14 protein-coding genes are annotated in these 16,757 nt (G+C 67.4%); 9 read left to right on the top strand and 5 right to left on the bottom strand.

Features of this window, described 5'->3' with window-relative positions; translation table 11 throughout:
* Positions 1 to 13 precede the first annotated feature (13 nt).
* Positions 14 to 2,113 carry a putative bifunctional diguanylate cyclase/phosphodiesterase gene (locus tag DEBA_RS02695; protein WP_148227760.1) on the top strand — a complete coding sequence of 700 codons (2,100 nt, stop codon included), beginning with the start codon at positions 14 to 16 and terminating at the stop codon, positions 2,111 to 2,113.
* A gap of 115 nt (positions 2,114 to 2,228) precedes the next feature.
* On the opposite strand, the gene DEBA_RS02690 is transcribed toward DEBA_RS02695, so the two are convergent.
* Positions 2,229 to 3,173, bottom strand: a complete 945-nt coding sequence (locus tag DEBA_RS02690; RefSeq protein ID WP_013257366.1) for a radical SAM protein — start codon at positions 3,171 to 3,173, stop codon at positions 2,229 to 2,231.
* A gap of 173 nt (positions 3,174 to 3,346) precedes the next feature.
* On the opposite strand from DEBA_RS02690, the gene DEBA_RS18840 reads away from it, so the two are divergent.
* The gene (locus tag DEBA_RS18840; RefSeq protein WP_050762207.1) at positions 3,347 to 5,458 is read left to right on the top strand and encodes a methyl-accepting chemotaxis protein; all 2,112 of its coding nucleotides are present in this window, start codon (positions 3,347 to 3,349) and stop codon (positions 5,456 to 5,458) included.
* A gap of 78 nt (positions 5,459 to 5,536) precedes the next feature.
* On the opposite strand, the gene gap is transcribed toward DEBA_RS18840, so the two are convergent.
* The gene (gene gap, locus DEBA_RS02680) at positions 5,537 to 6,544 is read right to left on the bottom strand and encodes a type I glyceraldehyde-3-phosphate dehydrogenase (RefSeq protein WP_013257364.1); all 1,008 of its coding nucleotides are present in this window, start codon (positions 6,542 to 6,544) and stop codon (positions 5,537 to 5,539) included.
* A gap of 229 nt (positions 6,545 to 6,773) precedes the next feature.
* Between gap and DEBA_RS02675 the strand changes: the two genes are divergently transcribed.
* The 7 genes from DEBA_RS02675 (at position 6,774) to DEBA_RS02645 (ending at position 13,534) form a co-directional block, all read left to right on the top strand.
* Complete coding sequence (locus DEBA_RS02675; RefSeq protein ID WP_013257363.1) at positions 6,774 to 7,331, top strand: DUF309 domain-containing protein; 558 nt, start codon at positions 6,774 to 6,776, stop codon at positions 7,329 to 7,331.
* 64 nt (positions 7,332 to 7,395) lie between these two features.
* Complete coding sequence (gene ispD / locus DEBA_RS18650) at positions 7,396 to 8,601, top strand: 2-C-methyl-D-erythritol 4-phosphate cytidylyltransferase (protein ID WP_013257362.1); 1,206 nt, start codon at positions 7,396 to 7,398, stop codon at positions 8,599 to 8,601.
* Entirely contained in the window at positions 8,601 to 10,052 is a 1,452-nt protein-coding gene (gene cysS / locus DEBA_RS02665) for a cysteine--tRNA ligase (protein WP_013257361.1), read from the top strand. Before ispD ends, cysS begins: the two co-directional genes overlap by 1 nt.
* Before the next feature lie 31 nt (positions 10,053 to 10,083).
* Complete coding sequence (locus DEBA_RS02660) at positions 10,084 to 11,400, top strand: NYN domain-containing protein (RefSeq protein ID WP_013257360.1); 1,317 nt, start codon at positions 10,084 to 10,086, stop codon at positions 11,398 to 11,400.
* Between the two features lie 5 nt (positions 11,401 to 11,405).
* Positions 11,406 to 12,002, top strand: coding sequence for an NAD(P)H-dependent oxidoreductase (locus DEBA_RS02655; protein ID WP_013257359.1), 597 nt, complete (start codon positions 11,406 to 11,408; stop codon positions 12,000 to 12,002).
* Positions 12,003 to 12,028: 26 nt separating this feature from the next.
* On the top strand, positions 12,029 to 12,589 hold the full coding sequence (locus DEBA_RS02650) for a class I SAM-dependent methyltransferase (RefSeq protein WP_013257358.1): 561 nt from the start codon (positions 12,029 to 12,031) through the stop codon (positions 12,587 to 12,589).
* A 120-nt stretch (positions 12,590 to 12,709) separates the two neighbouring features.
* Positions 12,710 to 13,534, top strand: coding sequence for an enoyl-CoA hydratase-related protein (locus DEBA_RS02645; protein WP_013257357.1), 825 nt, complete (start codon positions 12,710 to 12,712; stop codon positions 13,532 to 13,534).
* Positions 13,535 to 13,540: 6 nt separating this feature from the next.
* On the opposite strand, the gene DEBA_RS02640 is transcribed toward DEBA_RS02645, so the two are convergent.
* The 3 genes from DEBA_RS02640 to DEBA_RS02630 are packed head-to-tail and all read right to left on the bottom strand — an operon-like array spanning position 13,541 to position 16,561.
* On the bottom strand, positions 13,541 to 14,674 hold the full coding sequence (locus DEBA_RS02640) for an ABC transporter permease (RefSeq protein ID WP_013257356.1): 1,134 nt from the start codon (positions 14,672 to 14,674) through the stop codon (positions 13,541 to 13,543).
* On the bottom strand, positions 14,671 to 15,591 hold the full coding sequence (locus DEBA_RS02635; protein WP_013257355.1) for an ABC transporter ATP-binding protein: 921 nt from the start codon (positions 15,589 to 15,591) through the stop codon (positions 14,671 to 14,673). The genes DEBA_RS02640 and DEBA_RS02635 overlap by 4 nt, the downstream gene beginning before the upstream one ends.
* The gene (locus tag DEBA_RS02630) at positions 15,578 to 16,561 is read right to left on the bottom strand and encodes an HlyD family secretion protein (protein WP_013257354.1); all 984 of its coding nucleotides are present in this window, start codon (positions 16,559 to 16,561) and stop codon (positions 15,578 to 15,580) included. Before DEBA_RS02630 ends, DEBA_RS02635 begins: the two co-directional genes overlap by 14 nt.
* Between the last annotated feature and the right edge of the window lie 196 nt (positions 16,562 to 16,757).

The following is a 16,757-nucleotide window of genomic DNA, read 5'->3' as shown; positions in this document are numbered from 1 at the left end:
AATGATCGATCAAGTGAACAAGCCTCGCCCCAAACAATCGCCCGAATACCGCCAGCGGCGCGCGCCGATGGCCGAGCCCGGCCCGGCCACGGCCTTTTTCCGGCGGGCGGCCGGCACGCCACGCTGGCGCGTGGAGCACGACCAGGCCGCCTGGCCGACCGGCTGCCCCGGCCCCGAGGACATCGAGCGTTTTCTGGCCCAGCGCCGCGCCGCCCTGGGCCTGGAGCCGGCCGTGGACCTGGGCGGCTGTCTGGCCGCCGCTCTGGGCCCCGAGCCCTGGGCCGTCCAATGGGCCGACAGCCAGGGCCGCCGCCGCCTTCTGCTGGTGGCCGTCACCAAAGACGATTGCCGCGCCAGGGGCCTGGCCGGGGTCATCGTCGACCAGACCGGCCAACAGGCCCACCGCGAACGGGCCGAGCTTCTGGACCAGGTGCTGGAGTGCGCCAGCGAGGGCATCATGGTCACCGACCGCGACGGCCACATCATCATGGTCAACCGGGGCTTCAGCGAACTTACCGGCTTCGACGCCGTCGAAGTCATCGGCCGCACGCCCGAGTTCCTCTACCCCCACGACGATCATCACGGCGGGCACGGCCAGATATGGCGCGAACTGGCCGCCACGGGCCGTTGGCGCGGCGAGGTGGCCAGCCTGCGCAAAAACGGCCAAGCCTACCCGCAGCTCCTGCACTTACAGGCCATCAAGGGCCCCGGCGGCCAGGTGCGCAACTATGTCGGCGACATGCACGACATCACCAGCATCAAGCGCACCGAGGAGCAGATCGCCCACCAGGTCTACCACGATCCGCTCACCGGCCTGCCCAACCGCCTCTTGTTCCAGGATCGCCTGGAGATGGCCCTGGCCCACGCCAAACGCCAACGCGACGGCGTGGCCGTTTTGTTCATGGATCTGGATAACTTCAAGCACGTCAACGACAGCCTGGGCCATGCCGCCGGCGACAAGCTCCTGGTGGCCGTGGCCCGCCGCCTCCTGGCCAAGGTCCGCCGCGAGGACACCATGGCCCGCCTGGGCGGCGACGACTTCCTCTTTTTACTGCCCGAAACCGCCGGCGAGGACGAGGCCGGCCAGGTGGCCCAGCAGATGCTCGACGAACTGGCCCGGCCCTTCCGCCTGGGCGGCAAGAAGCTCCATATCCGGGCCAGCGTGGGCATCGCCCTGTTCCCCAACGATGGCCAAACCCCCGAAAAACTCATCGCCAACGCCGAGTTGGCCATGTATCGGGCCAAGGAGGGCTGCCGCGAGGGCTATTGCTTCTTCGAACCGGCCCTGAACCAAAAGGTCCGCCATCGCCTGGAGTTGGAAAACCGCTTGCGCACGGCCCTGCAAAAAGAAGAGTTCCTGGTCTGCTATCAACCCAAGATCGACCTGGCCTCCCTGCGCACGGTGGGCGTGGAGGCCCTGGTGCGTTGGCGGCGGCCCGGCGTGGGGCTGATCTCGCCGGGCGAGTTCATCCCCGTGGCCGAGGAAACGGGCCTGATCATCCCCCTGGGCCGCTGGGTGCTGCGCCAGGCCTGCCAACAGGCCCAGCGCTGGCGCGAGCAGGGCCGGCAACTCAGCGTGGCCGTCAACCTCTCGCCGCGCCAGCTCCTCGACCCGGACCTGACGCGGGCCGTGGCCGAGGCCCTGGAGGAATCGGGCCTGCCGCCCGAGCAACTGGAGTTGGAGATCACCGAAAACGCGGTCATGCCCAGCCTGGAGCTGGCCCTGGGCCGCCTGGCCGAACTGGCCGCCTTGGGCGCGCGCCTGGCCATGGACGATTTCGGCCGTGGTTACTCGTCGCTATACCACCTGCACCGTCTGCCCATCGATATCCTCAAGGTCGATCAATACTTCATCAAGGAGATGACGCCACACTCGCGGGTTTCGTCCATCGTCGAGGCCATGGTGGCCATGGGCCGCAGCATGGGCCTGGTGGTGGTGGCCGAGGGCGTGGAAAACAAGCGCCACCTGGAGATGCTGGCGGGCATGGGATGCCATCAGTTGCAGGGCTTTTTGTTCAGCCGGCCCCTGGAGCCGCCGCGCCTGGAGGACTACCTGGCCCGCGAGGAGGCCGCCAGCGGCCCGCCCTGGCTCGGCGCGTCGCGCCGGCAATGATGCCGGCTGGGGGGCGCGGGAAATGTCGATCGAGGGGCTGATGGCGACGTGAATCAGCGAAAAAGCCGTTTAACGCGGCCGCGTTGGCTTTCATGACGCCGCGCGCGCCTTTTTGTCAACGCCGGAAGCGGGGCGTCAGCTCGTCGGTGGCCGAGCTGAGGCTCTGTACGAAGGCCAGGCCCACGCCGGCCTCGTCCAGGGCCTGGCGGGCGGCGGCGTACTCGACAGCGCTGATCGGCCGGCCGACGCCCTTGGTCTGGGCGGCCTTGTAGGCCGGGAAATATTGGCTCATCAGGCTCACGGCCACCCGCCGGCCGCAGATGCGCGTCAGTTCGCGCATCACCCAGGCCGTGCCGGCCAGGTTCTCGGGCAAAACCAGGTGCCGCACCAGAATGCCTTGGGTGGCCACGCCGTCGTCGTCGTAATCCAGGTTGCCCACCTGGTCGAACATCTCGGTCAGGGCCATGCTGCAATATTTGGCGTAGCCGGGCGCGTTGGAAAGGCGGCGGGCGGCGCTTTCGTCGGCGTATTTGTAATCGGGCAGGTATATCTCGATCAGCCCGGCCAACTGGCGGAGCACGGCCGGCCGTTCGTAGCCCGAGGTGTTGTAGACGATGGGCAAGCGCAGCCCGGCGCGGCGGGCCAGAGCCAGGGCCTCCAGGATGGCCGCCGCGTGGGGCGTGGGCGTGACCAGGTTTATGTTGTGGGCCCCGGCCTCTTGCAGTTCCAGAAAGATGCGGGCCAGTTGGGGCGCTTCGAGCTCATCGCCCCAACCCTCCTGGCTGATGGCGTAATTTTGGCAAAAGCGGCAGGCCAGGGTGCAGCCGGCGAAAAACACCGTGCCCGAGCCATGTTGGCCGCTGATGGGCGGCTCCTCGCCGGGGTGGAGCTGATAGGTGTTGACCGCCGCCAGCCGCCCGGCCCGGCAAAAGCCCCGCTGACCGGCCAGGCGATTGACGCCGCAGCGCCTGGGGCAGAGCACGCAGGCCTTCATCCACGAGCGCAGGCGCATGGCCGCCCGCTCGTAGGCCTCCGGCGCGGGAAAACGAAGCTCGTTCATGGTCTATCACCCAGCCAAATCATTGATATGTTCTCGAAACTGTGGACTTCGCCGCGGACGGCCAGCATAATGATATGCAACGCAATTGGCCATGGTCCACACGTTCACGTAACAAGGCGGCGATGATGAATAATTTTAAACTTGGAACTAAAATCGGCATTGGTTTCGGTCTGTTGATCCTCATATCGGTGGCGCTGGGCGGCCTGGCCATTTTCAACATGAGCGGCGTCAGCGCCGAATCCACCAGTTTGGCCGAGGCCTACGTGCCGGAGGTGGCCCTGTCCAACAACATCGAGCGCCACGCCCTTTCGGCACTGCTGGAAAACCGTGGCTACAATTATACCTTGGAAAAGCCGTATCTGGACCAGGGCCAAAAAGACCTGACCGAGGCGCGCAAGTATCTGGCCGAGGCGGCCAAGCTGGCCCAGGAGCACCCCGAGTTGGCGGCCCTCGCCCCGGCGGTGGAAAAATCCCAGCGCGCGTTGCAGGGCTACGAAAACCTGATGCAGCAATCGGTCAAGAACAACGCCGTCATCGCCGACGACCGCGCCGAGATGGACGTTCACGCGGTGGAGTTGGTCACGGCGATCACGGCCCTGCGCGATTATCAGATCGACGCCCTGCGCAAGCAGATCGCCGCCGGCGCGTCGCCGGCCGAGTTGCAAGAGCGCCTGAACAAGCTGGAGCTGGTGGACAAGGCCATCGACATGGGCACGGTGGTGCGCATCGCCAACCTCAAGGCCCAGGCCTATCGCAAGCTGGAGCTGGTGGGCCAGGCCCTGGGCAACTTCGAGCTGATTGGCGCCAACCTGAACAAAGTCAAGGCCCAGAGCACCAAGCAGCTAAATATCGACCAAGTCAACGATTCGCTCCAGGCGGCCCAGGACTACAAAGGCCACATGGAAAACCTGTTCAAGGTCTGGACGGCCAACGAGCAGGTGACCAAGGAGCGCCGCAAGTACTCGACCGAGTTTCTGTCCAGCGTGCGCGAGATGGCCAACTCCGGCATCGCCCACACCAACGAGGTGGCCGAGGAGGCGGCGCGCAATCTTTCGCTGGCCTCGTGGGTGATGGTGGTGGGCCTGTTGGTGGCCGTGGTTCTGGGCGCGCTGATCGCCATGATCATCGCGCGGATGATCACCGCGCCGGTCAAGGCGGCGGCCCTGGCCGTGGGCACGGCGGCCCGGGGCGACTTCACCTTCAAGATCGACGAAAAGCATCTGTCCCGGGGCGACGAGTTGGGGGGCATGCTGCGTGATGTGCAGCAGATGGCCCAGAACCTCTCAAAAACCGTGCGTCAGGTCATGGAGTCGGCGGCCACCGTCAGCAACGCCGCCAACGACATCAGCTCCGGCAACCAGGATCTCAGCCAGCGCACCCAGGAGCAGGCCAGCGCCATCGAGGAGACGGCCAGCGCCCTGGAAGAAATGACCTCCAGCGTGCGGCAAAACGCCGAAAACGCCCGCCAGGCCAATGAGTTGGCCAAGCGCACCTCCGAGTTGGCCCAGCAGGGCGGCGAGGCCGTCAACCAGACCATCGAGGCCATGGCCGCAGTCAGCGAATCCAGCGGCAAGATCGCCGAGATCATCACCGTCGTCAACGAGATCGCCTTCCAGACCAACCTGCTGGCCTTGAACGCCGCGGTGGAGGCGGCCCGGGCCGGCGAGGCCGGCCGTGGCTTCGCCGTGGTGGCCGGCGAGGTGCGCAACCTGGCCGGCCGCAGCGCCCAGGCGGCCAAGGAGGTCCAGACCCTGATCACCGACTCGGTCAACAAGGTGCGCCAGGGTAACGAATCAGTGGAGGCCAGCGGCAACCTGCTCACCGACATCATCGCCAACGTCCAGGACGTGGCCGACACCGTGGCCGAGATCACCGCCGCCAGCCAGGAGCAGGCTCAGGGCGTCGAGGAGATCAACCGCGCCGTCAGCCAGATGGACGAGGCCGTCCAGCAGAACGCCGCCCTGGTCGAGGAGGCGGCCAGCTCGTCCGAGGAAATGGCCGCCGCCGCCCAAGAGATGTCCGACCAGATGTCCCAGTTCAAGGTCGAGGGCGGGGCAAGCGCCCAGGCGACCCGGCGCGACAAGCCGGCCCAACAACGGCCCATGGCCCAGGCGACCCGGCCCAGACCGGCGGCCAAGGCGGCCGCGACGCCGGCCAACCCCAAGCCGGCGAGCAAACCGGCGGCCAAGGCTGGCGATGGGCCGGCCAAGGCCGCGCCGGCCAAAAAGGCCGGTGGCGACGATTTCTTCGAGGACGTGACCCTGGAGGGCTTCGAGGAGTTCTAGCCGTCGCCAGGGGCGAAAAAATTCGGGCCCCGGGGTTTGTCACCCCGGGGCCCGCGCCGTTTGCCGGCTGACGTTTTTTTACAGCCGCGCGCCCACGTAGGCGGCCAGATCGGCCGTGCGGCAGGAATAGCCCCACTCGTTGTCGTACCAGGCCATCAGCTTGGCCAGGCCGCCGGGCTGGACGCTGGTGTATTCCAGGTCGACGATGGACGAATGGGGGTTGCCCTTGAAGTCGATGGAGACCAACGGCTTGGCCTCGCAGGCCATGATGCCCTTCAACTCGCCCTGGGCGGCCTCGACGAGGGCCTGGCGCAAGGCTTCGGTGTCGGCGGGTTTTTCCAGGGTCATGGTCAGGTCGACCAGGCTGACCGAGGGCGTGGGCACCCGCAGCGAGATGCCGTCGAAGCGGCCCTTGAGATCGGGCAGCACCAGGGCCACGGCCTTGGCCGCGCCGGTGGTGGTGGGGATGATGCTGGCCCCGGCGGTGCGGGCGCGGCGCAGATCCTTGTGGGGCGCGTCAAGGATGCGCTGGTCGGAGGTGTAGGAGTGCACGGTGGTCATCAGGCCGTGGCCGATGCCGAATTTCTCGTGAATGACCTTGGCCGGCGGGGCCAGGCAGTTGGTGGTGCAGGAGGCGTTGGAGAAGATGTTGTGCTTGGCCGGGTCGAAGGAGGTGTGGTTGACGCCCATGACGAAGGTGGCGTCGACATCCTTGCCGGGGGCGCTGATGATGACCTTCTTGGCCCCGCCCTTGATGTGCGCGCCGGCCTTGTCGCCGCTACGGAACAGGCCGGTGCTCTCGACGACCACGTCCACGCCCAGGTCGCCCCAGGGGATCTTGCTGGGATCGGAGCTGCTGATATAGGCGGTCTCGACGCCGTCGACGATCAACTTGCCCTGGGCGCAGTCCACCGACGAGGCGTAGACGCCGTAGCTGGAGTCGTATTTGAGCAGATGGGCGCTGGTTTCCACGTCGCACAGGTCATTGACCGCCGCCACCAGCACCTGGCCGGGATAGCGCTCCTTGACCGCTTTGAACACCTGGCGGCCAATGCGCCCGAACCCGTTGATTCCGATACGGATCATCTTTTTCCTCCCAGAGTTTCCGCCCGCGGGGCGACGCATGCGCCCTGGTTTTGCGAAAAGGCCAAAACACGCCGCCGGAGGCGAAGAAAATTGCGCTCGACCGCGCCGCCGGACGCCAGGCCACGCCATGGGCGTGGTATCTTGTCGGCGTCCGCTGCATTGCCCCCGGGCGCGGCCGCCACGGCCGATTTGTGTGCTACATTTATAATACACTCTAACCGGATTTGCCATGGCGTCAAAAGAATTCGACCCCTACGCCACGCGCCTGGCCCGTGACATTCGCAACACCCTGGCCCACGATTTCGTCCACGGCCTGCTGGCCGGTGATCGCGGCGCGGCCGAACGCGCCGGCCGCCGCCTGTTGGCCGCCGACCCGCCGCCCGGCCACGCCGCCTGGATCGACCAGCGGCTGGAGTTGTATCGCCGCGCCGAGGGCCAGTTGACCGGCGCCGCCCATCTGCCGCCGCTGGAGCTGGGCCTGGCCCTGTGGCGGCGCGGGCTTTTTTTCGAGGCCCACGAGGCCCTGGAGCAGGCCTGGCAAACAGCCTCCGGGCCGCGCCGCCAGGCCCTCAAGGCCCTGGTGCAGGCGGTGGGCAGTTGCGTCCACGCCCAGCGCGGGGCCACGGCCGTCGCCGCCAGCCTGGCCCGCAAGGCCGCCCAGGGTCTTCTGGACCACGGCCAGGCCGTGGAAGAACTGCCCTGGCTGGCCGAGCTGGCCGCGCGCCTGAACCAGGGCCAGGCCTGCACGCTGGACGACGGTTGGCCGCCGCCGAAGGTCGAGGCCTGAGCGGGCGCTCTTGCCTTTGGCCGGTTGTGGTAATAATATTCAAAGACTGCGGAGGAGAAACGCTTTGGCTGAAAAGGTCGTCGCCATCGTGGTCGCCGCCGGCGGCGGAACACGCATGGGCGGCCCCGCGCCGAAGCAATTTCTGGCCCTGGGCGGCCGGCCCATCCTGTCGTGGGCCCTGGCCGCGGCCCAGGCCGCCGCGTGCGTTGACGCCATCGTGGTGGTCTGCCCGGCGGGCTGGGAGGATCACACGCGCCGCCATTGTTTGGCCCCGTTTGGCCTGGACAAAGTGCGCGCCGTGGTGGCCGGCGGGGCCCAGCGGCAAGACAGCGTGGCCGCCGGGCTGGAAGCCGCCCTGGGCCTGGGAGCCCACTGGCTGCTGATCCACGACGGGGCCCGGCCGCTGGCCCGGCCCGAGCTGTTCGCGGCGGTGTTGGAAGGCGCGCGGGCCCACGGCGCGGCCATCGCCGGCGTGCCGGTGGTCGACACCATCAAACGCTCGGCCGACGGCCGGCTGGTCCAGACCACCGAGGACCGCCGGCCGCTGTGGCGGGCCCAGACGCCCCAGGGCTTTCGCGCCGAGTTGCTGGCCCAGGCCCTGCAAGCGGCCCGCGCCGCCGGCTGGAGCTTCACCGACGAGGCCGGCCTGTTCGAGCGCCTGGGCCGGGAGGTTAGGCTGATCATGGGCCGGGCCGACAACATCAAGATCACCACGCCCGAGGACTTGGCCCTGGCCCAGGCCCTGTTGGGCCCACCGGCCATCCGCGTGGGCCAGGGGCTCGATTATCACCGCCTGGCCCCCGGCCGGCCGCTGGTGCTGGGCGGGGTGCGCCTGGAGCACGAACTGGGCCTGTTGGGCCACTCCGACGCCGACGTGCTGACCCACGCCGTCATGGACGGTCTGCTGGCCGCCGCCGGCCTGGGCGACATCGGCCGGTTGTTCCCCGACCATGATCCGGCCCACAAGGACGCCGACAGCCTGGTCTTGCTGGGCCGGGTGGTGGCGCTTTTGGCCGAGCATGGCTGGCGGCCGGCCCAGATCGCCGTGACCCTGGTGGCTCAAGGCCCCAAGATCGCCCCCCACGCCCCGGCCATGGCCCAAAACCTGGCCCGGGTGGCCGGCCTGTCGCCCGGCCAAGTCAACGTGGCCGCCACCACCACCGAGGCCATGGGCGCCATCGGCCGCGGCGAAGGCATGTCGGCCCTGGCCGTCGTGACGATCACACCCCTGGAAGGGGCCGCCGAACCGGCCCCAAGCCGGAGAAGATAATGCCCTTAGTCGTCTACAACACCCAGTCCCGCCGCAAGGAAGAATTCATCCCCCTGGAGCCGGGGGTGGTGCGCGTCTATGTCTGCGGCGTCACGGTCTACGACGACCCGCACATCGGCCACGCCCGCTGCTACGTGGCCTTCGACGCCATGGTGCGCCATTTTCTGGCCAAGGGCTGGCGGGTCAACTACGTGCGCAACTTCACCGACATCGACGACAAGATCATCCGCCGCGCCGCCGAAAGCGGCCTGGGCTGGCGCGAGCTGGCCGACAAATACATCGAGTCGTTCCGCCAGGACATGGCCGCCCTGGACGTGCTGCCGCCCAGCCACGAGCCCAGGGCCACCGAGCACATCGCCGAGATGATCGCCACCATCCAGACGCTCATGGCCAAGGGCCACGCCTATCAGATCGAGGGCGGCGACGTGCTCTTCGCCGTGGAAAGCTTCGACGGCTACGGCAAGCTCTCGCGGCGCAACCTGGAGGACATGCAGGCCGGGGCCAGGGTCGAGGTCGATCCGCGCAAGAAAAACCCCATGGATTTCGTGCTGTGGAAGGCCTCCAAGCCCGGCGAGCCCAGTTGGGACAGCCCCCTTGGCCCGGGCCGGCCCGGCTGGCACATCGAGTGCACGGCCATGAGCGGCAAATATCTGGGCCAGACCTTCGACATCCACGGCGGCGGCGAGGATCTGGTTTTCCCCCATCACGAAAACGAGATCGCCCAGGGCGAGGCCTGCACCGGCCATCCCCTGGCCCACTATTGGCTGCACAACGGTTTCGTGCGGGTCAACCACGAGAAAATGTCCAAGAGCCTGGGCAACTTCTTCACGATCAAGGACATCCTCAAGATCACCCGGCCCGAGGCCCTGCGCCTGTTTTTGCTCTCCAAGCACTATCGCTCGCCGCTGGATTTCTCCGACGCGGCCATCAAGGAGGCCGGCGCGGGCTTGGAGCGGCTCTACACCGCCCTGCAAGCGGCCCAGGAACGCGCCGCCGCCGGCCCTCTGGACGCCGCCGGTCAGGCCCTGGCCGCCGAGATCCAGGCCCTTGCCGACGAGTTCGAGGCGGGCATGGACGACGACTTCAACACCGCCCGGGCCATCGGCGCGCTGTTTGGCCTGGCCCGGCTTGGCAACAAGCTGGCCGCGGAGCCCGACGGCCCGGCCAAGGGCCCGCTGCTGGAGCTGTGCGCGCGGCGTCTGCGCGAGTTGGGCGGCCGGCTGGGCCTGCTGCGCATCGACCCGGCCGAGTTTTTCCGTGGCGCGGCCGGCCAAACGGCTACCCAGGGCGGCGTGGGCGCGGCCGATATCGAGGCGCTGATAGCCCAGCGCAATCAGGCCCGCAAAGACAAAAACTTCGCCGAGGCCGACCGCATCCGCGATCAACTCAAGGCCATGGGCGTGACCCTGCAGGATTCGCCCCAGGGCACCACCTGGCGCATGGAGGGCTAGACGGCCGGTTCGCCGGCCGAATGGGAGCACGATGAAAAACATCGCGGTCTACTGGGATTTTGAAAACATCCATTCGTCGCTGTGCAACCTGCGCTACGGCGAGGATTGGCTGGATCAATTCCGCGGCCAGCGTCATCCGGCGGTGGTCGACATCGGGGCGATCATGCAGTTCGCCGAGAGCCAGGGCTCGGTCAACATCAACAAGGCCTATGGCAACTGGGCCTGGTATCAGCAATACAGCCACGACCTGCACGAGTTCACCTTCGACCTGGTGCAGCTTTTCCCGCGCGGCATGAACATGAAAAACGGCGCCGACATCCGCCTGGCCATCGACGCCCTCGACGACCTCAACCGCCACGAACACCTCAGCGTCTTCATCATCGTCGGCGGCGACTCCGACTACATCTCGCTGGCCCAGCGCGTGCGCCAGCGGGGCAAGGAGATCATCGGCATCGGCGTCCGGGAGACGACCAACAAGTTCTGGATCAACGCCTGCAACGATTTTCGCTTTTACTCCAGCATCGCCGCCCTGGGGGCCGAGGGCGGCTCCAGCGCGCCGCCGCCCCAGGCCACCGGCGATATCGAGGAAGCCAAGCGCCTGCTGCGCCAGGCCGTCTTCGAGCTGCAAAAGCACCACGGCGGCGAAGCGGTGCGCATGGCCCACGTGCGGCCCATGCTCACCAACCTGGACCCCTACTTCGACCTGGCCGACTACGGCTGCCGCTCCTTTGACGAATTCATCAGCCGCTGCGCCGACTGCGTCATCACCAGCCAGGCCGGCCAGGAAACCCACGTCAAGCTCATCGACCAGGCCCCGCCGGCCCAGGTCAAGCCGGCCGACATCAGCGCCAACGTGGACCTCTATCGCAAGATTCTGGACGAAAAAGACATGCCCCTGCCCCGGCCCGGCCTGCTCAAGCCGGGGTTGCTCCACGTCATCGAACTGTTCGTCAACCAGCCCGAGGGCCTGGATTATCTAAACGACGTCGACAAGTCGCTCAGCGAACATTTTTTGCAGATGAACCTCAGCCACGCCACCACCGATTGCTTCAACATCCGCCAACTTATCTATCGCATCAGGGGCTTTTATATCGACAAAGAGGCCAATAAACGCTTTTTGCACTACAAAAACGAAGACTTCCGCTCGTTGTGGGAGCAGATCGCCCACCGCCTGCTCGACGCCATCCACGAGGCCATCGATGGCGAGCTGGATTTCGCGGCCCTGTCGCTGTTGATCCAGGGCGACGACAGCCTGGCCGACGAACTGGCCGGCCTGGCCCAGGCCGCCGGGCAATACCGCCCCAAGACGCCGCCGGCCCCGTTCCAGGCCGCGACGGTGGTGGAGTAGGTTTCTTGCGCATCCTGATCATCCTGGCCCACCCCCGGCCCGGCAGCTTCAACCACGCCCTGGCCCAGGCCGCCGCCGACGCGGCCCGGACCCTGGGCCATGACGTGACCCTGCGCGATCTCCACGCCGAGGGCTTCGACCCCATCCTGCCGGCCGACGAGGCCAAAAAAGGGGCCGCGCTGCCGCCACTGGTCGCCGAGCACTGCCGCCTGCTGGCCCAAGCCGATGGCCTGATCGTCGTCCACCCCAACTGGTGGGGCATGCCGCCGGCCATCCTCAAGGGCTGGGTGGACCGGGTGGTGCGGCCTGGCGTGGCCTATGAATTCCTGGAGGGCGACGACGGCCAGGGCGTGCCCCGGGGCCTGCTGCGGGCCAGGGCGGCGCTGATCCTCAACACCGGCGACACCGAGCCGACGCGCGAGCGCCTGGTCTTCGGCGATCCGCTGGAAGGGCTTTGGGCGCGATGTATCTTGGGCCTGTGCGGGGTGAACGACGTGCGTCGGCGCTTGTTCGGCGTGGTCGTCACCAGCACGGCCCAGGAGCGCCAGCAGTGGCTGGACCAGGCCAGGGCCATGGTGGCCCAGGCCTTCCCGGCCCACTAGCACGCCCCCAAAAAAGGAGCCGCGCCATGCCCCAGTTCGACGTTTGCCCCTGGTGGATGGGTTATCTCATCGACAACCACGTCCGGCGTTTGATCCACGATCCGGCCCTGATCGTCGGGCCTCACCTGCGCCCCGGCGCGACCTGCCTGGACGTGGGTTGCGGCATGGGCTTTTTCTCGCTGGCCATGGCCCGGATGGTCGGCGAAAACGGCGTGGTGCACGCGGTGGATCTGCAAAGCCGCATGCTTTCGGCCCTGATGCGCCGGGCCCGGCGGCGTGGCCTGGATGAGCGCATCCAACCCCGGCAGTGCGCCAAGGACGACCCCGGCTTGGCCGACCTGCACGACGCGGTGGATTTCGCCCTGGCCTGCTGGATGATCCACGAGGTGCCCGAGCGCCACGGGCTCATCGGCCAGATCGCCCGCGCCATGCGGCCGGGGGCGGCCTTTCTGATCCTGGAGCCCAAGGGCCACCTGCCTGCGGGCGACTTTGAAAAAACCCTGGCCATCGCCGAGGAGGCCGGCCTGCGCCAGGTCGGCGAACCGCCGGCCCGCCTCAGCCGCACGGCGCTTTTGGCCAAAAAATAATCCCGAAAAAGACCATGGCCCGATGCTACATTGGATGACGCGCGTTTCGCGGGCGCGTGCGCCCGCGAGGCGACGAGGGCGCACGCGCCCAGGCAACGACCCATCAATAGGAGCGCGTCAATGGAACAAAAGCCCATGGTCACCTACCACCGCCAGGGCCACATCGGCTACCTGACCCTCAACCGCCCCGACAAACGCAACGCCATGAGCGTGACCTTTTGGCACAGCCTGGGCCGCGCCGTGGAGCTGGCCGCCGCCGATGATGAAGCCAGGGTGTTGATCCTGCGCGGCGAGGGCAAATCATTCTGCGCCGGCCTGGACCTGAGCCCCGAAAACGAGCTGTTCGCGGCGGTGATGTCGCCCGAGGGCAAGAGCGCGGCCATGAAAACCAAGCTCTACCACGAGATTCGCCGCGTGCAGAACATCCACACCGCCTTCGAGCGCCTGCCCATGCCCACCATCGCGGCCGTGCACAGTCACTGCCTGGGCGCGGGCCTGGAGCTGGCCGTCTGCGCCGATTTCCGCTACGCCAGCGCCGACGCCCTCTTCGCCCTGCCCGAGGCCAAGCTTTCGTTTATCACCGACGTGGGCGGCCTGCAACGCCTGCAACGCCTGCTGGGCACGGCCCAGGCCCGCGAGATCGCCTTCCGTGGTCACCGCTTCGACGCCCAAAAGGCCCTGCAAATCGGCCTGATCAACCAGATTCTGCCCGACAAGGCCGCCCTGGACCAGGCCGTGCTGGCCGTGGCCCAGGAGATCGCCGCCAACCCGCCCCTGGCCGTGCGCGGGGCCAAGGACGTGTTTCTATACGACCTGGACGTGTCCATGGAGGAGTCACTGGCTTACAACTGCGCGCGGTCGGTGATGATTCTGCCCAACGACGACATGAACGAGGCCATCGGGGCCTATCTGGAAGGCCGGACCGGCGATTTCAAGGGGGCCTGAGGCGTTTCAGTCCAGGGTCTGGCGATAGCGCTTGACGCTGACAAAGACCATCACCGTCACGAACAGGGCCAGGGGCCAGATGTGCTCCATGGCCTGCATCGGGCTGTTGCCCTTGAGCAGCAGGCCGCGCACCAGGCGCAGATAGTGAGTCAGGGGCAAAATCTCGCCGACGTATTGGGCCCACTGGGGCATGCCCCGAAAGGGGAACATGAACCCCGACAAGAGCACCGAGGGCAAAAAGAAGAAAAAGGCCATCTCCACGGCCTGAAGCTGATTCTGGGCCACGGTCGAAAAGGTGATGCCCACGGCCAGGTTGGCGGCGATGAAGATCAGCGAGGCGCACAGCAGAAAACTGATGCTGCCCAGGAACGGCACGTCGAACAAGAGCTTGGCCGCCACCATGATCAGAATCATCTGCACGTAGCCCACCAAAATATAGGGGATGATCTTGCCCAGGATCACCTCCAGCGGCCGCACCGGCGTGGTCAGGAGGTTTTCCATGGTGCCGCGCTCGCGTTCGCGGGTCATGGCCAGTCCGGTGATGATCACCAGCGTCATCGACAACACCACGCCCATCAGGCCGGGCACGATGTTGTATTGGGTCTCGGCCTCGGGGTTGTAGAGCCGGTGCACCGCCACCTCCACCGGGCCGGCGTTCTGCCGCAGCCTGGCCAGGGGGCCCTTGAGGTCGCGGTCCAGGGCGCTGGCGGCCAGCGTGCCCAGCACGCCCAGGGCGTTGCCCACCGCCGAGGGGTCGGTGGCGTCGGCCTCCAGCAGCAGGCGCGGCCGTTGCCCGCGCATGAGCTTGCGCGAAAAATCCACCGGGATGTTGACCACGAACTGCACCTGGCCCAGGGCCAGGGCTTGGCGGCCTTGCTCCTGGCTGTCGTATTGGGCCACGAAATCGAAATAATCGCTTTGCTGGAGGGCGGCCAGGAGCGTGCGGCCAAAGGGGCCGTGGTCGGCGACGATCACCGCCGTGGGCAGATGCTTGGGGTCGGAGTTGATGGCGTAGCCAAAGAGCACCAGTTGCATGATCGGGATCATCACCATCATGGCAAACGTCAGGCGATCACGACGCATCTGCACGAATTCCTTGGCGATAATCGCCCCCAACCTGCGCGGCGAAAACCTGCTCATGGCTTTTTGCCCGCCCGCTGCATCAGGCTGATGAACACTTCCTCCAGGCTTGTCTCCACCTGCCGCCACTGATAATCGCCCAGCAGCGGCTCGATGGCCCGGCTCAGGGCCACGGGGTCGCGGCCACTGACGTGAATGGTGTTGCCAAAGGGCGCGACCTGATCCACGCCCGGCGCGCCTTCCAGGGCGCGGCGCAGGGCGTGCGGGTCGCCGCCGCTGGCCGACCAGGTGTTCAGGCCCTCGGCGGCCACGACCTCCTCGGCCGCGCCCTTGGCCAGGAGCTGGCCGTAGGCGATGTAGGCCAAGCGATGACAGCGCTCGGCCTCGTCCATGTAGTGGGTGGTGATCAGGGCGGTGACGCCCTCGGCGGTGAGCAGATGCACCTGATCCCAGAAATCGCGACGGGCCTTGGGGTCCACGCCGGCGGTGGGTTCGTCCAAAAGCAGCAGCTTGGGCCGGTGCACCAGGCAACAGGCCAGGGCCAGGCGCTGTTTCCAACCGCCCGAGAGCGCCCCGGCCAGGTGGCGGCGAAAGGGCTCCAGGCCCATGCGCGCCCGCACCTGGCCCACGGCCTGGCGACGCTCGGCCAGGCCGTAGAGGGCGGCGATGAAGTTGAGGTTTTCGTCGACGGTCAGGTCTTCGTAGAGGCTGAAGCGCTGGGCCATGTAGCCCACTTGGGGCTTGATCAACTGGCTTTGGCCGATGATGTCGTGGCCCAGGCAGACGCCTTGGCCGGCGTCGGGCCGCAGCAGGCCGCAGAGCATGCGCAGAAAGGTCGTCTTGCCGCTGCCGTTGGGCCCCAAAAAGCCGTAAATCTCGCCGCGGCGCACCTGCATGTCCAGGCCGTCGACCACGGTCTTGCCGCCGAAGCGCTTGGTCACCCCGCGCACGTCGATGACCAGCTCACTTTGCGGCATGGCTCTGCCCGACCGGCAAGGTCACGTCCAGGGGCTGGCCGGGATGCAGGCCCTGGGCCCGTTCGGGCGGCGGCGTGGCCTCGATCATGAACGAGAGCTTGTGGCGCATATTGGCGCTGTAGATCACCGGCGGGGTGTATTCGGCCTGGGGGCTGATGTAGCTTATCGTCGCCCACAGGCCGGCCGGGCAGCCGTCGCAGGCCAGCTCCACCCGCTGGCCCAGGCGCAGCGCCCCGACCAGGGCCTCGGGCGCGAAAAAGCGCGCGCGCACCTCGCCCGGGGCCAACAGCGCCACCACCGGCGAGCCGGCCGGGGCGTATTCACCCACGGTGTAGAGGGTGTCGAAGACCAGGGCCTCGACCGGCGCGCTCTGGAATTTTTGATCCAGCAGCCACAGGGCCTTGCCCAGGGCCTCTTGCCTGGCCCGCAGTTCGGCCTCGGCGGCGCGGATCTCGTCGTCGCGGGCGCCCAGGCGGGCGGTGGCCAGTTGGGCCTCGACGTCCTTGACCGCGGCGGAGTCGGCCAGGTAGGCGGCGCGGTGGCTGTCGTATTCGCTTTTGGCGATGGCCTTTTGGCTGTAGAGCGCCCGGCGGCGTTCGTATTGCAGGCGGCTGAGCTGCAAGGCGGCGCGGGCCTTGCGCAGGCGGGCCTCGACGGCGGCGATCTCGCTGGGCCGCGCGCCTTTTTGCAGGTTGGCCAGGGTTTCGGCGGCCTGGTCCACCCGCCAGCGGGCCTCTTGCACGGCCGAGGCTTCGGGTTCGGCCTCCAGCCGGAACAGGGGCTGGCCTTTTTCGACCTTGGCCCCGCGCCGGGCCTCCAGGGCCAGCAGCTTGCCGCCGGCCGGCGCGGACACGTAGGTGAAACGCCCCTCGACGTAGCCCGGCAAAACCCCGTCGGGCTCGTCGGCGCAACCGGCCGCCAACAGCAGCGCGCCGAGCAGGAGGCAAAGGGCCGAAAGTCTGTAGATCACCGCCAGCGCTCCGGGTTGGGTTGTCGATCGCCCAGTTATCAGCTTAAGCCTATCGCCGCGCCAAGTCCACGGTCAAGGCCGGGCTTGCTTTGCATTTGCCAGGCGCTGTGTTAAGGTTTGGCCAAACCGACGCTTCCGCCGATTTCGCGCCGCGCCAGCGGCCATGGCCGGGAGCCATTTGCCAACCGAGAGCCAA

This window comes from Desulfarculus baarsii DSM 2075, assembly GCF_000143965.1.
GTDB classification, from domain to species: Bacteria; Desulfobacterota; Desulfarculia; order Desulfarculales; family Desulfarculaceae; genus Desulfarculus; species Desulfarculus baarsii.
This window is presented reverse-complemented; position numbering and strand designations above follow the sequence as displayed.

Excerpts from the sequence above, each read along its gene's own strand:
- DEBA_RS02635 (WP_013257355.1), bottom strand. The coding sequence starts at position 15,591 with ATGCCGCAAAGTGAGCTGGTCATCGACGTGCGCGGGGTGACCAAGCGC.
- DEBA_RS02640 (WP_013257356.1), bottom strand. The coding sequence starts at position 14,674 with ATGAGCAGGTTTTCGCCGCGCAGGTTGGGGGCGATTATCGCCAAGGAA.
- DEBA_RS02660 (WP_013257360.1), top strand. The coding sequence starts at position 10,084 with ATGAAAAACATCGCGGTCTACTGGGATTTTGAAAACATCCATTCGTCG.
- DEBA_RS02690 (WP_013257366.1), bottom strand. The coding sequence starts at position 3,173 with ATGAACGAGCTTCGTTTTCCCGCGCCGGAGGCCTACGAGCGGGCGGCC.
- DEBA_RS02645 (WP_013257357.1), top strand. The coding sequence starts at position 12,710 with ATGGAACAAAAGCCCATGGTCACCTACCACCGCCAGGGCCACATCGGC.
- DEBA_RS02650 (WP_013257358.1), top strand. The coding sequence starts at position 12,029 with ATGCCCCAGTTCGACGTTTGCCCCTGGTGGATGGGTTATCTCATCGAC.
- cysS (WP_013257361.1), top strand. The coding sequence starts at position 8,601 with ATGCCCTTAGTCGTCTACAACACCCAGTCCCGCCGCAAGGAAGAATTC.
- DEBA_RS02675 (WP_013257363.1), top strand. The coding sequence starts at position 6,774 with ATGGCGTCAAAAGAATTCGACCCCTACGCCACGCGCCTGGCCCGTGAC.
- gap (WP_013257364.1), bottom strand. The coding sequence starts at position 6,544 with ATGATCCGTATCGGAATCAACGGGTTCGGGCGCATTGGCCGCCAGGTG.